The sequence below is a fragment of the Roseicella aerolata genome (genome assembly GCF_020523605.1).
GTDB classification, from domain to species: domain Bacteria; phylum Pseudomonadota; class Alphaproteobacteria; order Acetobacterales; family Acetobacteraceae; genus Paracraurococcus; species Paracraurococcus aerolatus.
On sequence record NZ_JAJAQI010000071.1, the window covers coordinates 1 to 15,706 of the forward strand.

The window sequence follows — 15,706 nt, forward strand, 5'->3', positions numbered from 1 at the left end:
GGCTGGCCAAAGATTGGGAGTGCCTGAACCGCACCGGCCTCGCTTTCCTGCGCTGGGCCTCCGTGCGCCTCATGCTGCGAAGGCTCTGCCAGACAACAACATGATCCCGGACGGACACTCAGATAGCCGACCGAGGCCTCCAGCACCCGTTCGTATTGCGGCCGGTCCATCAGGAAGGCGAGCAGCGCCTTGGCGGCATTGGGGTAGCGGGTGTAGCGCATCACGACGAAGGGGAAGACCAGGTGCATCTCGGCCGGCTGCCCGACCGGGCCGACGGGCCAGAGGGCGTGGTCGATATCGGCGGTGATGTCCATCCGGTCAGCCAGCGCCTTGCCGTAGATCGAGACGGCATTGTTGGTGAGCCAGACCTGGCCGTTGAGGAAGGCGCCGTTGTTGGAGGCGTCGTTCCAGCCCTGGGTGCCCGGGATGAAGTGCTGCGCGAGGTCGCGCGCGTAGTCGAGGGCGCGGAGCGTCTCCGGGCTGTTGATGGTGACCCGGTTGCGCTCATCCACCAGCTTCCCGCCATGCGACCAGAGCAGCCAGTGGCAGAAGCTGTTGCCATCGTTCGGGGCGCGGCTGAAGGCGAAGCCGGCCGGCTTGTTGATGCGCTTCATCTCGCGCACCAGCCGCAGGAAGCCGTCGGTGTCCTCGGGGAAGCGCTCGAACCCCGCCTCCCTCATCGCGGAGATGCGGTAGACCGGCAGCACGCCGACCACGAAGGGCGAGAGGCCGATCCAGCGGCCGTCGCGCATGCCGTAATCCTGCACGAGCCTGTACCAGCCGCCGGCGCGCTGGCCGACATGCTCGGCGACATCGGTCAGGTCCAGCAGCTTGTCGGCGATGAGCTGCGGCGTCATCTGCAAGGTCCAGGCGACATCCGGGCCGCTGCCGATGCTGGCGGCGACGCTGAGCTGGGGGTGGACGTCATCCTGCCAGACGCTGTCCAGGCGGACCTCGACGCCGGTCGCCTCGGTGAAGGCCCGGATGTTCTCGAGCGTCGCGCGGTCCTCGGCTTCCAGGAAGCGGCCCCAGCGCAGCATGCGGAGCTGCGCGCCGCGCTCGGGCTGGAAGGGCAGGGACTGCGCCCGGGCGCGGAGCGGCAGGGCGCCGGCGGCGGCGGCGGCCAGCAGGTGACGGCGTTCGAGCATGCTGCGACGCGTCCTTCCCCGATGTCATTGGCCTGTTCGGCGGGGGAAGCCTGCCGCCGCCCTGCCGCCGGCGTCAACTCATGCCGGTCCGGATCGATGCGGACCGGCAAGGCGCACGGCCGGACGGGGCCGGCCCGGGAGGGGGCGGCGTCCCCCCGGCTACTCCGCCGGCTGCCGCCGCGCCGGCGCCGGCACGTCGCGCGGCGCCACCCGCAGCAGGGCCCAGCCCGCCAGGCCCGCCAGGCCCGAGCCGAGCAGGATGCCCACCTTCACCTCGTCCTGCATCGCCGGGTCGTTGGCGAAGGCCAGCAGCCCGATGAAGAGGCTCATGGTGAAGCCGATGCCGCAGAGCAGGGAGACGCCCACCATCTGCAGCCACCCCGCGCCCATCGGCAGGTCGGCCAGGCCGAGCCGGATGGTCAGCGCCGCGCTGCCGAAGACGCCGACGAGCTTGCCGACCAGCAGGCCGAGCGCGACCCCAAGGGTGAGGTGATCGAGCAGCGCGTCCACCGTCAGCCCGGCGAAGGAGAGGCCGGCATTGGCGAAGCCGAAGACCGGGACGATGCCGAAGGCGACCCAGCGGTGCAGCCCATGTTCCAGCCGGTGGAGGGGGGAGCTGTGCATCGCATCCGGCCGGCCGGGCGAGGCATGCAGCGGAATGGTCAGCGCCAGGACGACGCCGGCGATGGTGGCATGCACGCCGGAGCGCAGCACGAAGAGCCAGAGCAGGGCCCCGAGCAACAGGTAGGGCCAGAGGCGCGTGACGCCGCGGGCATTCATCCCGACGAGCAGGATGACGACGCCGGCGGCCAGCCCGAGATCCAGCAGGGAGAGGTCGCCGGAGTAGAAGAGCGCGATGATCAGCACCGCGCCGAGATCGTCGATGATGGCGAGCGCGGCGAGGAAGACCTTGAGCGAACTCGGCACCCGGTCCCCGAGCAGGGAGAGCACGCCGAGGGCGAAGGCGATGTCGGTGGCGGACGGGATCGCCCAGCCGCGCAGCGTCGCCGGGTCGTTCCAGTTGAAGGCGGCATAGATCAGCGCCGGTACCGCCATGCCGCCGGCGGCGGCGATGCCGGGCAGGGCACGGCGCGACCAGGTGGCGAGCTGGCCGTCCAGGAACTCCCGCTTGATCTCCAGCCCGACGAAGAGGAAGAAGACCGCCATCAGCCCGTCATTGATCCAGTGCTGCAGGCTGAGCGGGCCGAGATAGAGGTGCAGCGCCTCGAAATAGAGGGAGGCGAGGGCGGAATTGGCGAGGAGGAGCGCCAGCGCAGCGGCCGCCATCAGCACCAGGCCGCCCGAGGCCTCGCTGTCCAGGAACCGGCGCAGCATGGAGGGCGGGCGGCGGCGGGCCGTTGCGATCCCGTCGGACATGGTGGTCCTTTCATCTGTCCGGCCTGCCCCGCCTGCCCCGGCCTGCGCGGCACGGATGGAAGGATGCCGCGTGCTGCCCATGGGCAGGCGCATCCGCCGGCGGGGAAGCCTTGTCGGGCCCTGTGCCGCTCCTGCCGATCCGATCGGCCGCGGCACGGCCCTTATCCCGCAGGGACCAGCGGCTTGTCGACCCGCCCCGCAGCGCCGCCCTGCGGGGCGGGGACACGGCATCCCCCCACGAGGCCGAGCAGCACCCGGGCCCGGTCGAGGGCCTCCTCGAGGCCGAGCCGCTCCACCCGGGCGCCGCCGGCCTGCAGGCGGTCGCAGGCCTCGGCGATCTCGGCCTGCTGCCGCGCCGCCGCCCGGGCGAGGTCCGGCCAGGCATCCCGCCGCGCGCGGCGGCGGGCGATGAGGGCGCGGGCGCAGTCCTCCGGCGGCGTCGCCAGGTGCAGGATGTAGAGCGGATGCGCCGCGGCGAGCGCCGCCATGTGCCGGTGCTCGCCGCTCAGCATCAGCCCTTCCAGCAGCACGTCATGGCCCTCCGCCGCCCAGCCCGCAGCCAGCCGGGTGGCTTCCGCCAGCCCGCCATCCCGGATCGGGATGGTGTCGCAGCCGCCGCGGGTCGCCTCATAGGCGCCGAGCACGGCGAGCGGGCGGCCGCCCAGCGGGTGGACCAGGCGATAGCCGATCGGCCGCGCGCGGCCAGGGCGGTGGAGCGGCGCCGGCCTGCCGTATTCGGCCATGAGGCGCCGGACGAGTACGGTCTTGCCCGCCCCGCCGGCGCCGCGCGGATTCAGGATGATGCCCATGACGGCGCTTGCGCCACGGATCCGGAGCGGGCTGAAGCAAGATATCCGGGAGGATTGCGGGCCCGGATCCGGGCTGACGGAGCCGCGGCGAATCGCCCTATACCCGCGCTGGCCACAGGAACGCACCGGATGACCTACTGCGTCGGACTCCATCTGCGGGAGGGGCTGGTCCTCCTCTCCGACACCCGCACCAATGCGGGCGTCGACAACATCTCCGTCTTCTCGAAGATGCAGGTGGAGGAGGTGCCGGGCGAGCGGGTGCTGGCCGTGCTCTCGGCCGGCAACCTCGCGGTCACCCAGGCGGTGTGGAACCGGCTGCAGGAGGGGGTGCAGCTGGACGGCACGCGGCAGACGCTGCGGAGCGTGCCGAACATGTTCCGCGCGGCGCAGCTGGTCGGCCAGGCGGTGCGGGACGTCTATGCCGCGGACGGGCCGGCGCTGAAGGCGCAGGGGATCGGCTTCGACATCTCCCTCATGCTCGGCGGCCAGATCGCGGGGGAGGCGCCGCGGCTCTTCCTCATCTACGCCGCCGGCAATTTCATCGAGGCGACGGCCGACACGCCCTTCCTGCAGATCGGCGAGCACAAATACGGCAAGCCGATCCTCGACCGCGTCGTGAAGCACGACACGCCGGTCGCGGACGGGGTGAAGCTGGTGCTGATCAGCATGGACAGCACGCTCCGGTCGAACCTGACGGTCGGCATGCCGATCGACCTGCTGGTCTACCGGGCGGACAGCCTCTCCGTGACGCTGAGGAAGCGGATCACCGAGGAGAATGCCTATTTCCGCTCGATCCGGGAGGGGTGGAGCGCGGCGCTGCGGCAGGCCTATCTGGAGATGCCGCGGCCGGACTGGGTGCCCTGAGACGGGCGGCCGGGCGGGCGGCGAACCAGGCGTGCAGGACCGCGGGGCCGCCCCGCGCGGATCCTGTGGCGGCGCGGCGGGATGGCGGCCGATGCCGGCGGCATGAATGTTCCATGCGCTGCCCCGCTATCCGGAAGGGTGGGGGCGGGGCGGCCTCCCCGGCTGCTGCCCGGACGCCAACTGCCTTGCGCCAGGTCAAGGCGATCTCGCTCGCGGCGCTGCAAATGGTCAACGTGCTCCGAATCTTCCTGCCCTGGATCGCCACCGCCCATGAGGAGCAGCCCGCCGCCATGGGCGGCGACCCGTGGCCCCATGGCTTCGCCCGCAACCGAGACGAGATCGCCGCCATGATCCGCTTCGCCGCCGCCGGGATCCCGCCCGAGGCGCTGTTCCACCCGCCCACCCTCGCCGAGCCGGGTTGATGCAACCAATCCTGATCGCCGGCGGCGGCATCGGCGGGCTGGGGGCCGCCCTCGCCCTCGCCCGCGCCGGCTTCCCGGTGCGGCTCTTCGAGCGGGCGGCGGAGTTCAAGGAGGTGGGGGCCGGCATCCAGCTCAGCCCCAATGTCTTCCCCATGTTCGACCGCCTCGGCATCCGGGCGGGGGTCGAACGCGACGCGGTGCGGCCGGAGGCGCTGTCCCTGCGCTGCGCGGTGGAGGGGCATGAGATCACGCGCGTGCCGCTGGAGGGCATGACAGGGCGCTACGGCCACCCCTATGCCGTGACCCACCGCGCCGACCTGCTCCGCACCCTGCTGGAGGCCTGCGCCAGCCAGCCCGGCGTGACGCTGGAGACCAACCGCACCATTGCCGTCTTCATCGAGGATGCGGAGGGCGTGACGATCCGGCTGGAGGACGGGGATGCGGTGCGCGGCACGGCGCTGATCGGCGCCGACGGGCTCTGGAGCCGCACGCGGCAGGTGGTGATGGGCGATGGCCGCCCCGCCGTCTCCGGCCACATCGCCTATCGCGCCGTCGTCCCGATGGAGAGCGTGCCGGCCGGGATGCGGGAGAACCGCGTCGTCGTCTGGGCCGGGCCGCGGCTGCATCTGGTGCACTATCCCCTGCGGCGGGGCGAGCTGATGAACCTCGTCGCCGTCTTCCATTCCGACCACTACGCGGAAGGCTGGGACCAGGCCGGCGACCCGAAGCTGCTCTGGCGCCATTTCCAGGGCACGCGGCCCGAGGTGCGAGAGATGCTCTCCCGCATCGAGACCTGGCGCTACTGGGTGCTCTGCGACCGGGAGCCGCGGCGCGGCTGGACGCGCGGGCGCGTCACGCTGCTCGGCGATGCGGCGCACCCGATGCTGCAATACCTGCCGCAGGGCACCAACATGGCGCTGGAGGATGCGGTCTGCCTCGCCGACCAGCTCCGCCGCTGCGAGGGCGAGGTGCCGCGCGCCTTCGCCGACTACGAGGCGCTGCGCGTGCTGCGCACCGGCCGGGTGCAGACCATGGCGCGGGTCATCGGCGACATCTACCACGCCTCCGGCGTGCGGGCCGAACTGCGCGACCAGTGGCTGGCCGGGCGGGATCCGGCGGCGGCACGCGAGAGCATGGCCTGGCTGTACGAGACGCCGCGCTGGCCGGGGGATGCGTGATACAACGGCCATGACCGGCGATCCCGGCAGCACGGGCTGCCGCCCGCCGCACATGCGGCGCTCCTGCCCGGATGCGGACACGCATCCGGGCCATTGATGCGACGCCGGCTCAGGCCGGCGTCAGCCCCAGCCGCTCATCCCGCCGCCGCAGCCAGTGCAGCAGCGGCAGGGCCAGCACCACCATCCAGAGCTTGCCGATCACCTGGCCCGCCAGGAAATCGAGGCTGCCGAAGGCGAGCTGCAGGAAGACCACGCTGTCCACCACCAGCCCCACCAGGCTGCTGGCGACCACCGCCTTCACCAGGCCGCGCCGCTGCAGCGGGGTATAGACCGCGAGGTCGGCCGCCTCGCTCAGCAGGAAGGCGACCGCCGAGGCCACCACCAGGGCCGGCGGCGCCAGCAGGGCGGACAGGGCGGCGCCCGCCAGAATGGCGCCCGCCGCCCAGCCGACGCCGAGCCGGCGCTGCACCAGGTCCCGCAGCACCAGGGCAAGGCCCACCATCAGCACGCCGGAGGGCGCCATGACGCCCGGCGCCACCGGGATCAGGCAGGGCCCCTGCGGCACGCAGGACGTCCCGGCATTGCCGATCAGCCAATTGGCCGCAGGGATGCAGAGGCCGAAAAGCGCGAGGAACAGCATCCCCTCCGCCTGCCGGCGGGTGTCGTCAACCATGCCATGTCTCCCAGCCGCGGCGGCGGAGCTCGCAGGCCGGGCAGGTGCCGCAGCCATAGCCCCAGGCATGCCGCCGCCGGCGGTCGCCCAGGTAGCAGCTATGCGTGTCCTCCAGGATCGCCTCCACCAGCGGCGCGCCGCCCAGCCGTTCGGCCAGCACCCAGGTCGCCGCCTTGTCCCGCCACATCAGCGGCGTGTGCAGCACGAAGCGGCGCTCCATGCCGAGATTGATCGCCACCTGCAAGGCCTTCAGCGTGTCGTCGCGGCAATCGGGGTAGCCCGAATAATCCGTCTCGCACATGCCGGCGACCAGGTGCTTCAGGCCGCGCCGGTAGGCGAGGGCGGCGGCGAAGGTCAGGAAGACCAGGTTGCGCCCGGGGACGAAGGTGTTGGGCAGGCCGTCCGCCTGCATCGTGATCTCCGTCTCCCGCGTCAGCGCGGTGTCGGAGACTGTGCGCAGCGCATCGAGCGCGAGGACATGGTCCTCGCCCAGCCTTCCGGCCCAGGCGGGGAGGTCGCGCGCGATCCGGGCGCGGAAGGTGGCGCGCACCTCAAGCTCGACGCGATGGCGCTGGCCGTAGTCGAAGCCGAGGGTCTCGACATGGCCGAAACGGTCCAGCGCCCAGGCGAGGCAGGTGGCGGAGTCCTGCCCGCCGCTGAACAGCACCAGGGCCGCGTCCTCCCGCATCAGGCCGCCTCCAGCCGCGCGGCCGCCCAGCGCGCGGCCTCCGCCACCACCGGATCGGCATCCTCCGCCAGGGCCTGCGCCACCGGCCGCAGCGCCGCGTCGCCGCTGTTGCCCACCGCGATCATCACGTTCCGCACGAAACGGTCCCGACCGATGCGCTTGATCGGGCTGCCGCTGAACAGGGCGCGGAAGCCGGCATCGTCCAGCGCGGCCAGTTCCGCCAGCTTCGGCGCCCGCAGCGCCTCCCGCGGGGCGAAGGCGGGTTCGTGATGGCCTTGGGCGAATTTGTTCCAGGGGCAGACGGCCAGGCAATCATCGCAGCCATAGATGCGGTTGCCCATCGGGGCGCGGAATTCCTCGGGGATCGGCCCCTTGTGCTCGATCGTGAGATAGGAGAGGCAGCGCCGCGCATCCAGCCGGTAGGGGGCCGGGAAGGCCGCGGTCGGGCAGATGTCCAGGCAGCGGCGGCAGCGGCCGCAATGGTCGCGCTCCGGCGCATCGGGCGGCAGGGCGAGGGTGGTGTAGATCTCGCCGAGGAACAGCCAGCTCCCATGCGTGCGGCTGACCAGGTTGGTGTGCTTGCCCTGCCAGCCGAGTCCGGCCCGCTGCGCCAGCGGCTTCTCCGCGACCGGGGCGGTATCGACGAAGACCTTCAGCTCGCTGCCCGCGAAGCGCTGGACCATCCAGCGGCCGAGCGCCTTCAGGCGGGACTTCACCACGTCATGGTAGTCGCGGCCCTGGGCATAGACGCTGATGGCGGCGCGGTCGCGCTGCGCGAGCACCGCCAGCGGGTCCTCCTCCGGGCCGTAATTCAGGCCCAGCGTGATGACGCTGACGGCCTCCGGCCACAGCGCGCGCGGCTGGGCGCGCTGTGCGGCGCGGTCCGCCAGCCAGCCCATGGTCCCGTGCAGGCCCGCCGCCAGGAAGGCGTCCAGCCGCGCGCGCACCGCCTCGGGCAGCAGCGCCTCGGTGAAGCCGACGGTATCGAAGCCGAGCCTGAACGCCTCGGCGCGGATGGCCTCCGCCTGCGCGCGGCCTCCGTCCTCGGGGGCACGCGCCGGGGGGGCGGCGAGGTCCTGGAGCATGGCGGTTCTTAGGGCAGGGCGGGCGGCGATGCCATCCCGTCCGGCCTCATCCGGCGCGGTGCCGCGGCGGAAACGCCCAGCCTGCCCGACAAGCCTTGCCGAACTCCTGTCGCCGGCCCGCCGATCCGGCATGCCAGCCAGGGGCAACCCATGGTGGTATATGCGGCTGCATGGGACCACCCTTTCACCGGTTGCGGGATGGTGGGCCGGAGGAAGCCGGACCGCTTCTCCCGCACCGGACAGCCTCGGACAGGGTCACCATGCTGCACACGGTTCTCGGCGCCCTCGGCGCCATCGCCTTCCTCGCCCTCTGCCTGGCCGGGGAGCATGTCCGCGCCCGGCTGAAGTCGAGCGGGCTGCATGAGGGCGGCCACCGGATCGGCGCCTGACGCGCCGCCGCCCCGGGCGGCCAACGGCGGATCGCGTTCAGGCCTGAACGCCACTCCGCCGTGGATCACTGATCATGGCGCAGGTTCGCGACCCCGGGCATTCCCACCCGTCCGCGATCCGCCCTAGCCCCGCCCGCGATAGGGCTGCACGCCCTGGTCCGGCACCCAGACGCCCTCGGGGGCGGGGCCGGTCTGGTAGAAGACATCGATCGGGATGCCGCCGCGCGGATACCAGTAGCCGCCGATGCGCAGCCAGGTTGGGGAGAGCGTCTCCACCAGCCGCCGGGCGATCGCCACCGTGCAGGCCTCGTGGAAGGCGCCGTGGTTGCGGAAGGCGGAGAGATAGAGCTTCAGCGACTTGCTCTCTACCAGCCAGTCCTGCGGGACGTAGTCGATGACGAGATGCGCGAAGTCCGGCTGGCCCGTCAGCGGGCAGAGCGAGGTGAATTCGGGCGCGGCGAAGCGCACCAGGTAGCGGTGGCCGGGATGCGGGTTCGGCACGCGCTCCAGCAGCGCCGCCTCGGGCGAGGCGGGGAGGGTCGCGCTGCGACCGAGCAGGGTGAGGCCGGAGGTGTCGGTCACTGCTTCCACGCGCGTTCCGCTGGCCTCATCTTCCACGCGCGTTCCGCGGGCCCCATCTTCCACGCGCGTTCCGCGGACCTCTTCTTCCACGCGCGTTCCGCGCGATGCTTCACTCATCGCAGGGTCTCCCGGTCCTCGGCCAGTTCGGCGGCGGCGGTGTCGTCCGGCGTGGAATCGCCCGCGGCCCAGGCCGCCTCCAGCGCCGCGGCGTGCTCGTCCAGCCGCCCGGCCGATATGGCCTCGCGCAGGCCGCGCGTCAGGTCCTGGTAGTACTGCACATTGTGCCAGGTCAGCAGCATCGGCCCCAGCATCTCCTCCGCCTTGATGAGGTGGTGGAGATAGGCGCGGGAATGCCTTGTGCAGGCGGGGCAGCCGCAAGCGGGGTCAAGCGGCCGCGGGTCCTCCGCGTGCTTCGCGTTGCGCAGGTTCAGCACGCCGCGGCTGGTATAGGCCCGCCCCGTCCGCCCGCTGCGGGTCGGGATGACGCAATCGAACATGTCGATGCCGCGTCGGACCGCGCCGAGGATGTCGGAGGGCGTGCCGACGCCCATCAGGTAGCGCGGGGCGTCCTGCGGCAGCAGCGGCAGGGTGCAGTCGAGCACGCCGAACATCATCGCCTGCCCCTCGCCGACCGCGAGGCCGCCGACGGCGTAGCCCTCGAAGCCGATGCCCGTCAGCGCCGCGACGCTCTCGGCCCGCAGGCCAGGATAGGTGCTGCCCTGGACGATGCCGAAGAGACCATGGCCCTCCCGCGCCACGAAGGCGTCCCGGCAGCGCTTCGCCCAGCGCATGGAGAGGCGCATGGAGACCGCGGCCTGCTCCTCCGTCGCCGGGAAGGGCGTGCATTCGTCGAGGCACATGGTGACATCGGCGCCGAGCAGGCGCTGGATCTCGACGCTCCGTTCCGGCGTCAGCCGGTGCTTCGACCCATCGACATGGGAGCGGAAGGTGACGCCCTGCTCGTCCATGCTGCGCAGCTCGGACAGGCTCATCACCTGGTAGCCACCGCTATCCGTCAGGATCGGGCCGTGCCAGTCCATCAGCCGGTGCAGGCCGCCGAGCCGCGCGACGCGCTCCGCCCCCGGCCGCAGCATGAGATGGTAGGTGTTGCCGAGCACCATGCGGGCGCCGGTCGCCCGCACGCTGTCGGCCATCATGGCCTTCACCGTGCCGGCGGTGCCGACCGGCATGAAGACCGGCGTCTCCACCTCGCCATGCGCGGTGTGCAGGACGCCCCGGCGGGCGGCGCCGTCCTGCGCGGTCCTTGTCCAGTGCAATGTCATGTCGCGTCATCCGCGCGGAACAGCAGGCTGCCATCGCCATAGCTGTAGAAGCGGTAGCCCTGCCCGATCGCGTGCTGATAGGCCGCGCGCATGCGGGCAGTGCCAGCGAAGGCGGAGACCAGCATGAACAGCGTGCTCTTCGGCAGGTGGAAATTGGTCATCAGCGCATCGGCGGCGCGGAAGCGGTGGCCGGGCAGCAGGTAGATGTCGGTCAGGCCGCGGAAGGGCCGCACCGGCCGCAGCGGGTCCTCCACCGCAAGCGCCGCCGTCTCCAGCAGGCGGAGCGCGGTGGTGCCGATGGCGATGATGCGCCTGCCCGCCGGCCGGGCGGCATTGATCAGCGCGGCGGCCTCCTCGGTCACCTCGCCCCATTCGGCATGGAGCCTGTGGGCGCGCGGGTCCTCGGCGCGGAGCGGCAGGAAGGTGCCGGCGCCGACATGCAGGGTGACGGTCGCCCGCCGCACCCCGCGCGCCTCCAGCGCCGCGACGAGGTCCGGCGTGAAATGCAGGCTGGCGGTCGGGGCGGCGACCGCGCCGGGGCGGGCGGCGAAGAGGGTCTGGTAGTCCTCCCGGTCCTCGGCCCGCGGGCCCTCCGGCCGGGCGATATAGGGGGGCAGGGGCACCTCGCCCGCCCGGTCCAGCGCCGCAGCGAGCTTCGCCGGGTCGGGCCCGAAATCGAGGCGGGCGATGCCGCCCTCCCGCGACACCACCTGGCAGGGCAGGTCGGGGGCGCCCTCGATGGCGATGGCGTCGCCCGGGCGCAGGCGGCGGGCGTTGCGCACCAGCGCCTCCCAGACCGTGCCGCCCTGGCCGCCTTCCTCCGCCCGGTTGAGCATGATCTCGATCGCCGCATCCCCGCGCCGGCCGCGCAGCCGGGCCGGGATCACCCGGGTGTCGTTCACCACCATGACATCGCCGGGCTCCAGCAGCCCCGGCAGGTCGCGGATGATCCGGTCCGCCAGCGCATCGGGGCGCACCACCAGCAGCCGCGCGGCATCGCGCGGCCGGGCGGGGGCCTGGGCGATCAGCTGCTCGGGCAGCGCGAAGTCGAAATCTTCCGTCCGCAGGGCGGGGAGCCCCGGGGGCAGGCTGTTGGCGGCGGTGTCAGGCACGCGCGGGCGGTAGCGCGGGAGAGGGGGGAAGGCAACACGCAGAAGGCCGTCCGGGGCCGGGCCGGGCCGATCGCCCCCATCCTGCGCTACCTGTCCTGCGCTATAGGGGGCGTTGCGACCGGGCCTGGCCAGGTCGGCGCCGGTGGCCTGCGGGGCCGGGCCGCCGGGCTTCCGACCGCCACGAAAGGACCCCCGCATGCGCCGACGTTCCATCCTCTCCGCCGCCCTCGCCCTGCCGGCCCTGCGGCCGGCCCGGGCGCAGGAGGGGACGCCGCTGACGGTCTTCGCCGCCGCCTCCCTGCAGGATGCGCTGCGGGCGCTGGAGCCGGCCTGGCGCGCCGCCGCGCCCGGGAATACGGGGCTCCGCCTCTCCTTCGCCGCCTCCTCCGCCCTGGCCCGGCAGATCGAGCAGGGCGCGCCGGCCGAGCTGTTCATGAGCGCGGACGAGGCTTGGATGGACTACCTGGCGCAGCGCGCCCTGATCCTGCCGGAGACGCGGGTCAGCCCGCTCGGCAACGCCCTTGTCCTGGTGGCGCCGGCGGGTGCCGCGCCTGGGCCGGTGGCGCTGGGCCGGGAGACGGATCTCGCCGCGCTGCTCGGGCCGCAGGGCCGGCTCGCCACCGGCGACCCGGCGCATGTCCCGGCCGGCCGCTATGCCAGGGCGGCGCTGGAGTGGATGGGGCAGTGGCGGGCCCTGGCTCCGCGGCTGGCACGGGCCGACAATGTCCGCTCCGCCCTGCTGCTGGTGGAGCGGGGGGAGGCGCCGCTCGGCATCGTCTACCGGACCGATGCGCAGGCGAGCGCGGGCGTGCGGGTGATCGGCACCTTTCCGCCGGAGAGCCACCCGCCCGTCACCTACCCCTTCGCCCTGACCCGGCGGGCGGGAGGCCATGCGCAGGCGCTGGCCCTGCTGGCCTTCCTGTCCGGGCCCGGTGCGGCGGAGAGCTGGCGGCGCTTCGGCTTCAGCCTGGCGGCGCCCTGAACCCGGCGCGGACGGCCTGCCAGTTGCGGCGGGCAACCGGCCTGCAGGCGCGGCGAGGCGGGCGCGCGCGACAGGAACGCATCCCGGCCGCCCGGCCACGGACCATCGGCCAGGCTGTCCTGCGCCCGGTCCGACTGGGCCGGGGCCGGCGGCGGCATCCGGGCGGGCGGGCGCCGACGGGGGGCCGGACCGTCCTGGGCGGGGCGCCCCCGTGCCAGCGCCCGGCCGCCGCCCGCCCCGGCGGGGCCCGGCCCTTCCCGGCGCGGCCGGACGCACCACCTCGGGCTGGACATCCCGGCCCGGGCGCCGCAAGCGCGGGCGACATTCCCGGAAGGACTAGCCCCCTGATGCGCCGCCTCCTGCTGCTGGCCTGCCTGGCCGGCCTCGCCCTGCCCGCGCGCGCCGAACCGCTGCGCTTCGTGGCCTTCGGCGACATGCCCTATTGCCGGCCGCAGGCGCCGGAGCAGTGCGCGGTCGAGGAAGGCCGCGTCGCCCGGCTGATGCAGGCGATCAACGCCGCCCGCCCGGCCTTCACCCTTTTTGTCGGCGACACCAAGGGCAGCGGGGAACTCTGCACCGACGACAAGCTGCTGCGCGCGCATGGCTGGATGAGCCTGGCCGACCACCCGCTGGTCTATACGCCTGGCGACAACGAATGGACCGATTGCTGGCAGGACCGCGCCGGGCGCTACGACCCGCTGGAGCGTCTGGCCTTCCTGCGCGCGCGCTTCTTCGGCCGCGCGGAAAGCCTCGGCCGCCGGCCCATGCCGGTGCAGCAGCAGGCGGGGCCGACCGTGGAGAATGCCCGCTGGATGCGGGACAGGGTGATGTTCATCACCCTGCACGTCACCGGCAGCAACAACGGCCGTCCGCCCGAGCCGGGGGAGCCGGGCGCCGCCGGCCTGCCCCGTGGCCCGGCCGCGATGACGGAGTTCGAGGCGCGCGACGCCGCCAACCGCGCCTGGCTGGCCGAGAGCTTCGCCGCGGCGGAGGCGGGGATGCGGGCCGTCGTCATCGCCATGCAGTCCGACCTGTTCTACCGGCAGCATTGCGGCCACGGCTATGAGAGCGGCTACAGCGCCATCCGGGAGGCGATCGCCCAGGCCGCCGCCCGCTTCGGCCGGCCGGTGCTGCTGATCAACGGCGACAACCACTTCTTCCTGCACGAGGAGCCCTTCGAGCGGGCGCCGAACCTGACCCGGCTGATGGTGCCGGGGGACCGGGACGCGCAGGCCGTGGTGGTCACGCTCGACCCCGGGGCGGCGAAGCCCTACCGGTTCGAGCTGATCGGCGAGGCCGGGATGCCGCCGCAGCGGCCGGCCTGCCCGGGCTACTCTTCCTCGATCCGGTCCACGCGGTCCGAATAGAAGGCGAGGTGGCCGGCGATGGCGGCGACGGCGGGGAAGGGCGCCTCGTAGCTCCAGACCGCGTTCTCCGCCCGGCGGCCGCCTGCCTCGATGCTGTAGTAGCTGGCATCGCCCTTGTAGGGGCAGTGGGTGCGGTGGGCGGTGCGGTGGAGCATCGGCAGCGCCGCATCCTCCCGCGGGATGTAGTGGACGGGGGGGTAGCTGGCCTCCCGCAGGGTCAGGCTGCGGGTGCTTTCCGCCACCACCTCGCCGCCCAGGGTGACGCGCACGCGCTTCGGGTTCGGCGTGATGCTGATGGGGTGATCGGGGCCGGGGATTTTCATGGCGCGAGCATGGTGACGGGCGCCCGGCTGTCCAAGGCTGGTGTGGAGCGGCCCCCCGAGCAAAACTCGGAGAAACGGGGGCGGGTCCGGGGGGATACCTCCCCCCGGGACGTTTCTGGGGAGGGTGGGATGGGTGACCTGGTCCTGCGCAATTGCCGCCTGCCCGATGGCCGCACGGGGATGCAGGTGGTGGTCCGGGCCGGCCGCGTCGCCGCGGTGCAGGACGCCCCGGCGGAGGGGGCGGTGGTGGAGGATCTCGGCGGGGCGCTGCTGCTGCCGGCGCTGACCGACTTCCACCTGCACCTCGACAAGTCGCTCTTCGGCCTGCCCTGGATGCCGCATGCCGCGGGGCCCGACCGGATGAGCCGCATCGAGGCCGATGCGTGCATCCTGCCCGGCCTGCCGGTGGAGCCGCGCGCGACGGCGCTGCTGCGCCGCTGCATCGCCGCCGGCACCGTGCATTTCCGCAGCCATGTGGACATCACCCCCGATTTCGGCCTGCGCAACCTGGAAGGCGTGCTGGCGGTGAGGGAGGCGCATGCGGCGCAGTGCCACATCCAGACCGTCGCCTTCCCGCAGGCCGGGGTGATGCGCGCGCCCGGCACGCTGGAGCTGCTGGAGGAGGCGCTGCGGATGGGGGCCGACCTGCTCGGCGGCCTCGACCCGTGCGAGGTGGACCGGGACCCGAAGGGGCAGCTGGATGCGATCTTCGCCCTGGCGGGGCGGCATGGCGTCGGCCTCGACATCCATCTGCATGAGGGCGGGGAACTGGGGCTGTTCTCGCTGGCCGAGATTTGCGCCCGCACGCGGGGGCTGGGGATGCAGGGGCAGGTCTGGGTGAGCCACGGCTTCTGCCTGGGCGCGGCGCCCGAGCCGCGGCTGATGGCGGCGGCGGCGGCGATGGCGGAGGCGGGCGTCGGGCTGGTGAGCCACGGCGCCGGCGCCGCGCCGCTGCCGCCGCTGCTGCGCCTGGCGGAGGCCGGGGTGCGCGTTGCCCTGGGCAACGACAACATGCGCGACACCTGGGGCCCCTATGGCACGGGGGACATGCTGGAACGCGCCGCGATCATCGGCTGGCGGCTGGATGCGCGGACGGATGCGGCGATGGAGCGGCTGTTCCGGATGGTGGCGGAGGACGGGGCGCGGGCGATGGGGCTGGAGCCGCCGGCGGTGGCGGTGGGGGCGCCCGCGAGTTTTGTCAGCCTGCCGGCGGAGGGGGTGGGGGAGGCGATTGCGCAGCACCCGGGGCGGGGGGTGGTGGTGTTTGCGGGGAGGGTGGTGGGCGAAGGGAAATGCTAGTGCTTAGTACCTGCTCATCCCCCGGTGACGATGGGCCTGCCGCTTGGCGCTGGGGAAGTGCTTGACGTGTGCCGTGAGCTTTTGATTCAAGCTCGGGATGGACCGGCTTCCCGACCTGTCTTCGC

Annotated in this window: 15 protein-coding genes and 3 pseudogenes; 8 read left to right on the top strand and 10 right to left on the bottom strand. The window is 73.1% G+C overall.

The window, feature by feature from the left end; translation table 11 throughout:
* Positions 1-104: pseudogene (locus tag LHA35_RS26090) on the top strand (IS5/IS1182 family transposase); the annotation flags it as partial.
* A 60-nt stretch (positions 105-164) separates the two neighbouring features.
* On the opposite strand, the pseudogene LHA35_RS26095 reads toward LHA35_RS26090, so the two are convergent.
* From LHA35_RS26095 to LHA35_RS26105, 3 genes and pseudogenes are all read right to left on the bottom strand, one after another.
* Positions 165-1,148: pseudogene (locus tag LHA35_RS26095) on the bottom strand (ABC transporter substrate-binding protein); the annotation flags it as partial.
* A 159-nt stretch (positions 1,149-1,307) separates the two neighbouring features.
* Positions 1,308-2,525, bottom strand: a complete 1,218-nt coding sequence (gene nhaA / locus LHA35_RS26100; protein WP_226613936.1) for a Na+/H+ antiporter NhaA — start codon at positions 2,523-2,525, stop codon at positions 1,308-1,310.
* Between the two features lie 161 nt (positions 2,526-2,686).
* Positions 2,687-3,334 carry a hypothetical protein gene (locus tag LHA35_RS26105; protein ID WP_226613938.1) on the bottom strand — a complete coding sequence of 216 codons (648 nt, stop codon included), beginning with the start codon at positions 3,332-3,334 and terminating at the stop codon, positions 2,687-2,689.
* Positions 3,335-3,463: 129 nt separating this feature from the next.
* Here LHA35_RS26105 and LHA35_RS26110 point away from each other — a divergent pair, with 129 nt between their 5' ends.
* From LHA35_RS26110 to LHA35_RS26120, 3 genes are all read left to right on the top strand, one after another.
* Complete coding sequence (locus LHA35_RS26110; RefSeq protein WP_226613939.1) at positions 3,464-4,198, top strand: proteasome-type protease; 735 nt, start codon at positions 3,464-3,466, stop codon at positions 4,196-4,198.
* A gap of 185 nt (positions 4,199-4,383) precedes the next feature.
* The gene (locus tag LHA35_RS26115) at positions 4,384-4,620 is read left to right on the top strand and encodes a hypothetical protein (RefSeq protein WP_226613941.1); all 237 of its coding nucleotides are present in this window, start codon (positions 4,384-4,386) and stop codon (positions 4,618-4,620) included.
* Positions 4,620-5,798, top strand: coding sequence for a 3-hydroxybenzoate 6-monooxygenase (locus LHA35_RS26120; RefSeq protein ID WP_226613943.1), 1,179 nt, complete (start codon positions 4,620-4,622; stop codon positions 5,796-5,798). The genes LHA35_RS26115 and LHA35_RS26120 overlap by 1 nt, the downstream gene beginning before the upstream one ends.
* Before the next feature lie 109 nt (positions 5,799-5,907).
* On the opposite strand, the gene LHA35_RS26125 is transcribed toward LHA35_RS26120, so the two are convergent.
* The 3 genes from LHA35_RS26125 to queG are packed head-to-tail and all read right to left on the bottom strand — an operon-like array spanning position 5,908 to position 8,244.
* Positions 5,908-6,471, bottom strand: a complete 564-nt coding sequence (locus LHA35_RS26125) for a VUT family protein (RefSeq protein ID WP_226613945.1) — start codon at positions 6,469-6,471, stop codon at positions 5,908-5,910.
* Positions 6,464-7,159, bottom strand: coding sequence for a 7-cyano-7-deazaguanine synthase QueC (gene queC / locus LHA35_RS26130; RefSeq protein ID WP_226613947.1), 696 nt, complete (start codon positions 7,157-7,159; stop codon positions 6,464-6,466). Before queC ends, LHA35_RS26125 begins: the two co-directional genes overlap by 8 nt.
* Positions 7,159-8,244: a tRNA epoxyqueuosine(34) reductase QueG gene (gene queG, locus LHA35_RS26135; RefSeq protein ID WP_226613948.1), complete on the bottom strand. Its 1,086-nt coding sequence runs from the start codon at positions 8,242-8,244 to the stop codon at positions 7,159-7,161. Before queG ends, queC begins: the two co-directional genes overlap by 1 nt.
* 260 nt (positions 8,245-8,504) lie before the next feature.
* On the opposite strand from queG, the gene LHA35_RS28840 reads away from it, so the two are divergent.
* Entirely contained in the window at positions 8,505-8,633 is a 129-nt protein-coding gene (locus LHA35_RS28840) for a hypothetical protein (RefSeq protein ID WP_264185815.1), read from the top strand.
* A 123-nt stretch (positions 8,634-8,756) separates the two neighbouring features.
* Here LHA35_RS28840 and queF read toward each other — a convergent pair whose 3' ends face one another.
* The 3 genes and pseudogenes from queF to queA form a co-directional block, all read right to left on the bottom strand.
* Positions 8,757-9,215 (bottom strand): preQ(1) synthase, encoded by a 459-nt coding sequence (gene queF / locus LHA35_RS26140; RefSeq protein ID WP_226613959.1) that lies wholly within the window; start codon positions 9,213-9,215, stop codon positions 8,757-8,759.
* Between the two features lie 109 nt (positions 9,216-9,324).
* A pseudogene (tgt, locus tag LHA35_RS26145) lies at positions 9,325-10,498 on the bottom strand (tRNA guanosine(34) transglycosylase Tgt).
* Positions 10,495-11,565: a tRNA preQ1(34) S-adenosylmethionine ribosyltransferase-isomerase QueA gene (gene queA, locus LHA35_RS26150; protein ID WP_226613961.1), complete on the bottom strand. Its 1,071-nt coding sequence runs from the start codon at positions 11,563-11,565 to the stop codon at positions 10,495-10,497. Before queA ends, tgt begins: the two are co-directional and overlap by 4 nt.
* A gap of 241 nt (positions 11,566-11,806) precedes the next feature.
* Here queA and modA point away from each other — a divergent pair, with 241 nt between their 5' ends.
* Together modA and LHA35_RS26160 are read left to right on the top strand one after the other, a co-directional pair.
* Positions 11,807-12,592, top strand: a complete 786-nt coding sequence (gene modA, locus LHA35_RS26155) for a molybdate ABC transporter substrate-binding protein (RefSeq protein WP_226613952.1) — start codon at positions 11,807-11,809, stop codon at positions 12,590-12,592.
* Between the two features lie 347 nt (positions 12,593-12,939).
* Positions 12,940-13,959 carry a hypothetical protein gene (locus LHA35_RS26160; RefSeq protein ID WP_226613954.1) on the top strand — a complete coding sequence of 340 codons (1,020 nt, stop codon included), beginning with the start codon at positions 12,940-12,942 and terminating at the stop codon, positions 13,957-13,959.
* On the opposite strand, the gene LHA35_RS26165 is transcribed toward LHA35_RS26160, so the two are convergent.
* Complete coding sequence (locus tag LHA35_RS26165) at positions 13,923-14,282, bottom strand: DUF427 domain-containing protein (RefSeq protein WP_226613955.1); 360 nt, start codon at positions 14,280-14,282, stop codon at positions 13,923-13,925. The two genes, LHA35_RS26160 and LHA35_RS26165, sit on opposite strands and share 37 nt — an antisense overlap.
* A 129-nt stretch (positions 14,283-14,411) precedes the next feature.
* Here LHA35_RS26165 and LHA35_RS26170 point away from each other — a divergent pair, with 129 nt between their 5' ends.
* Positions 14,412-15,581: an amidohydrolase gene (locus LHA35_RS26170; protein WP_226613957.1), complete on the top strand. Its 1,170-nt coding sequence runs from the start codon at positions 14,412-14,414 to the stop codon at positions 15,579-15,581.
* Positions 15,582-15,706: the final 125 nt, after the last annotated feature.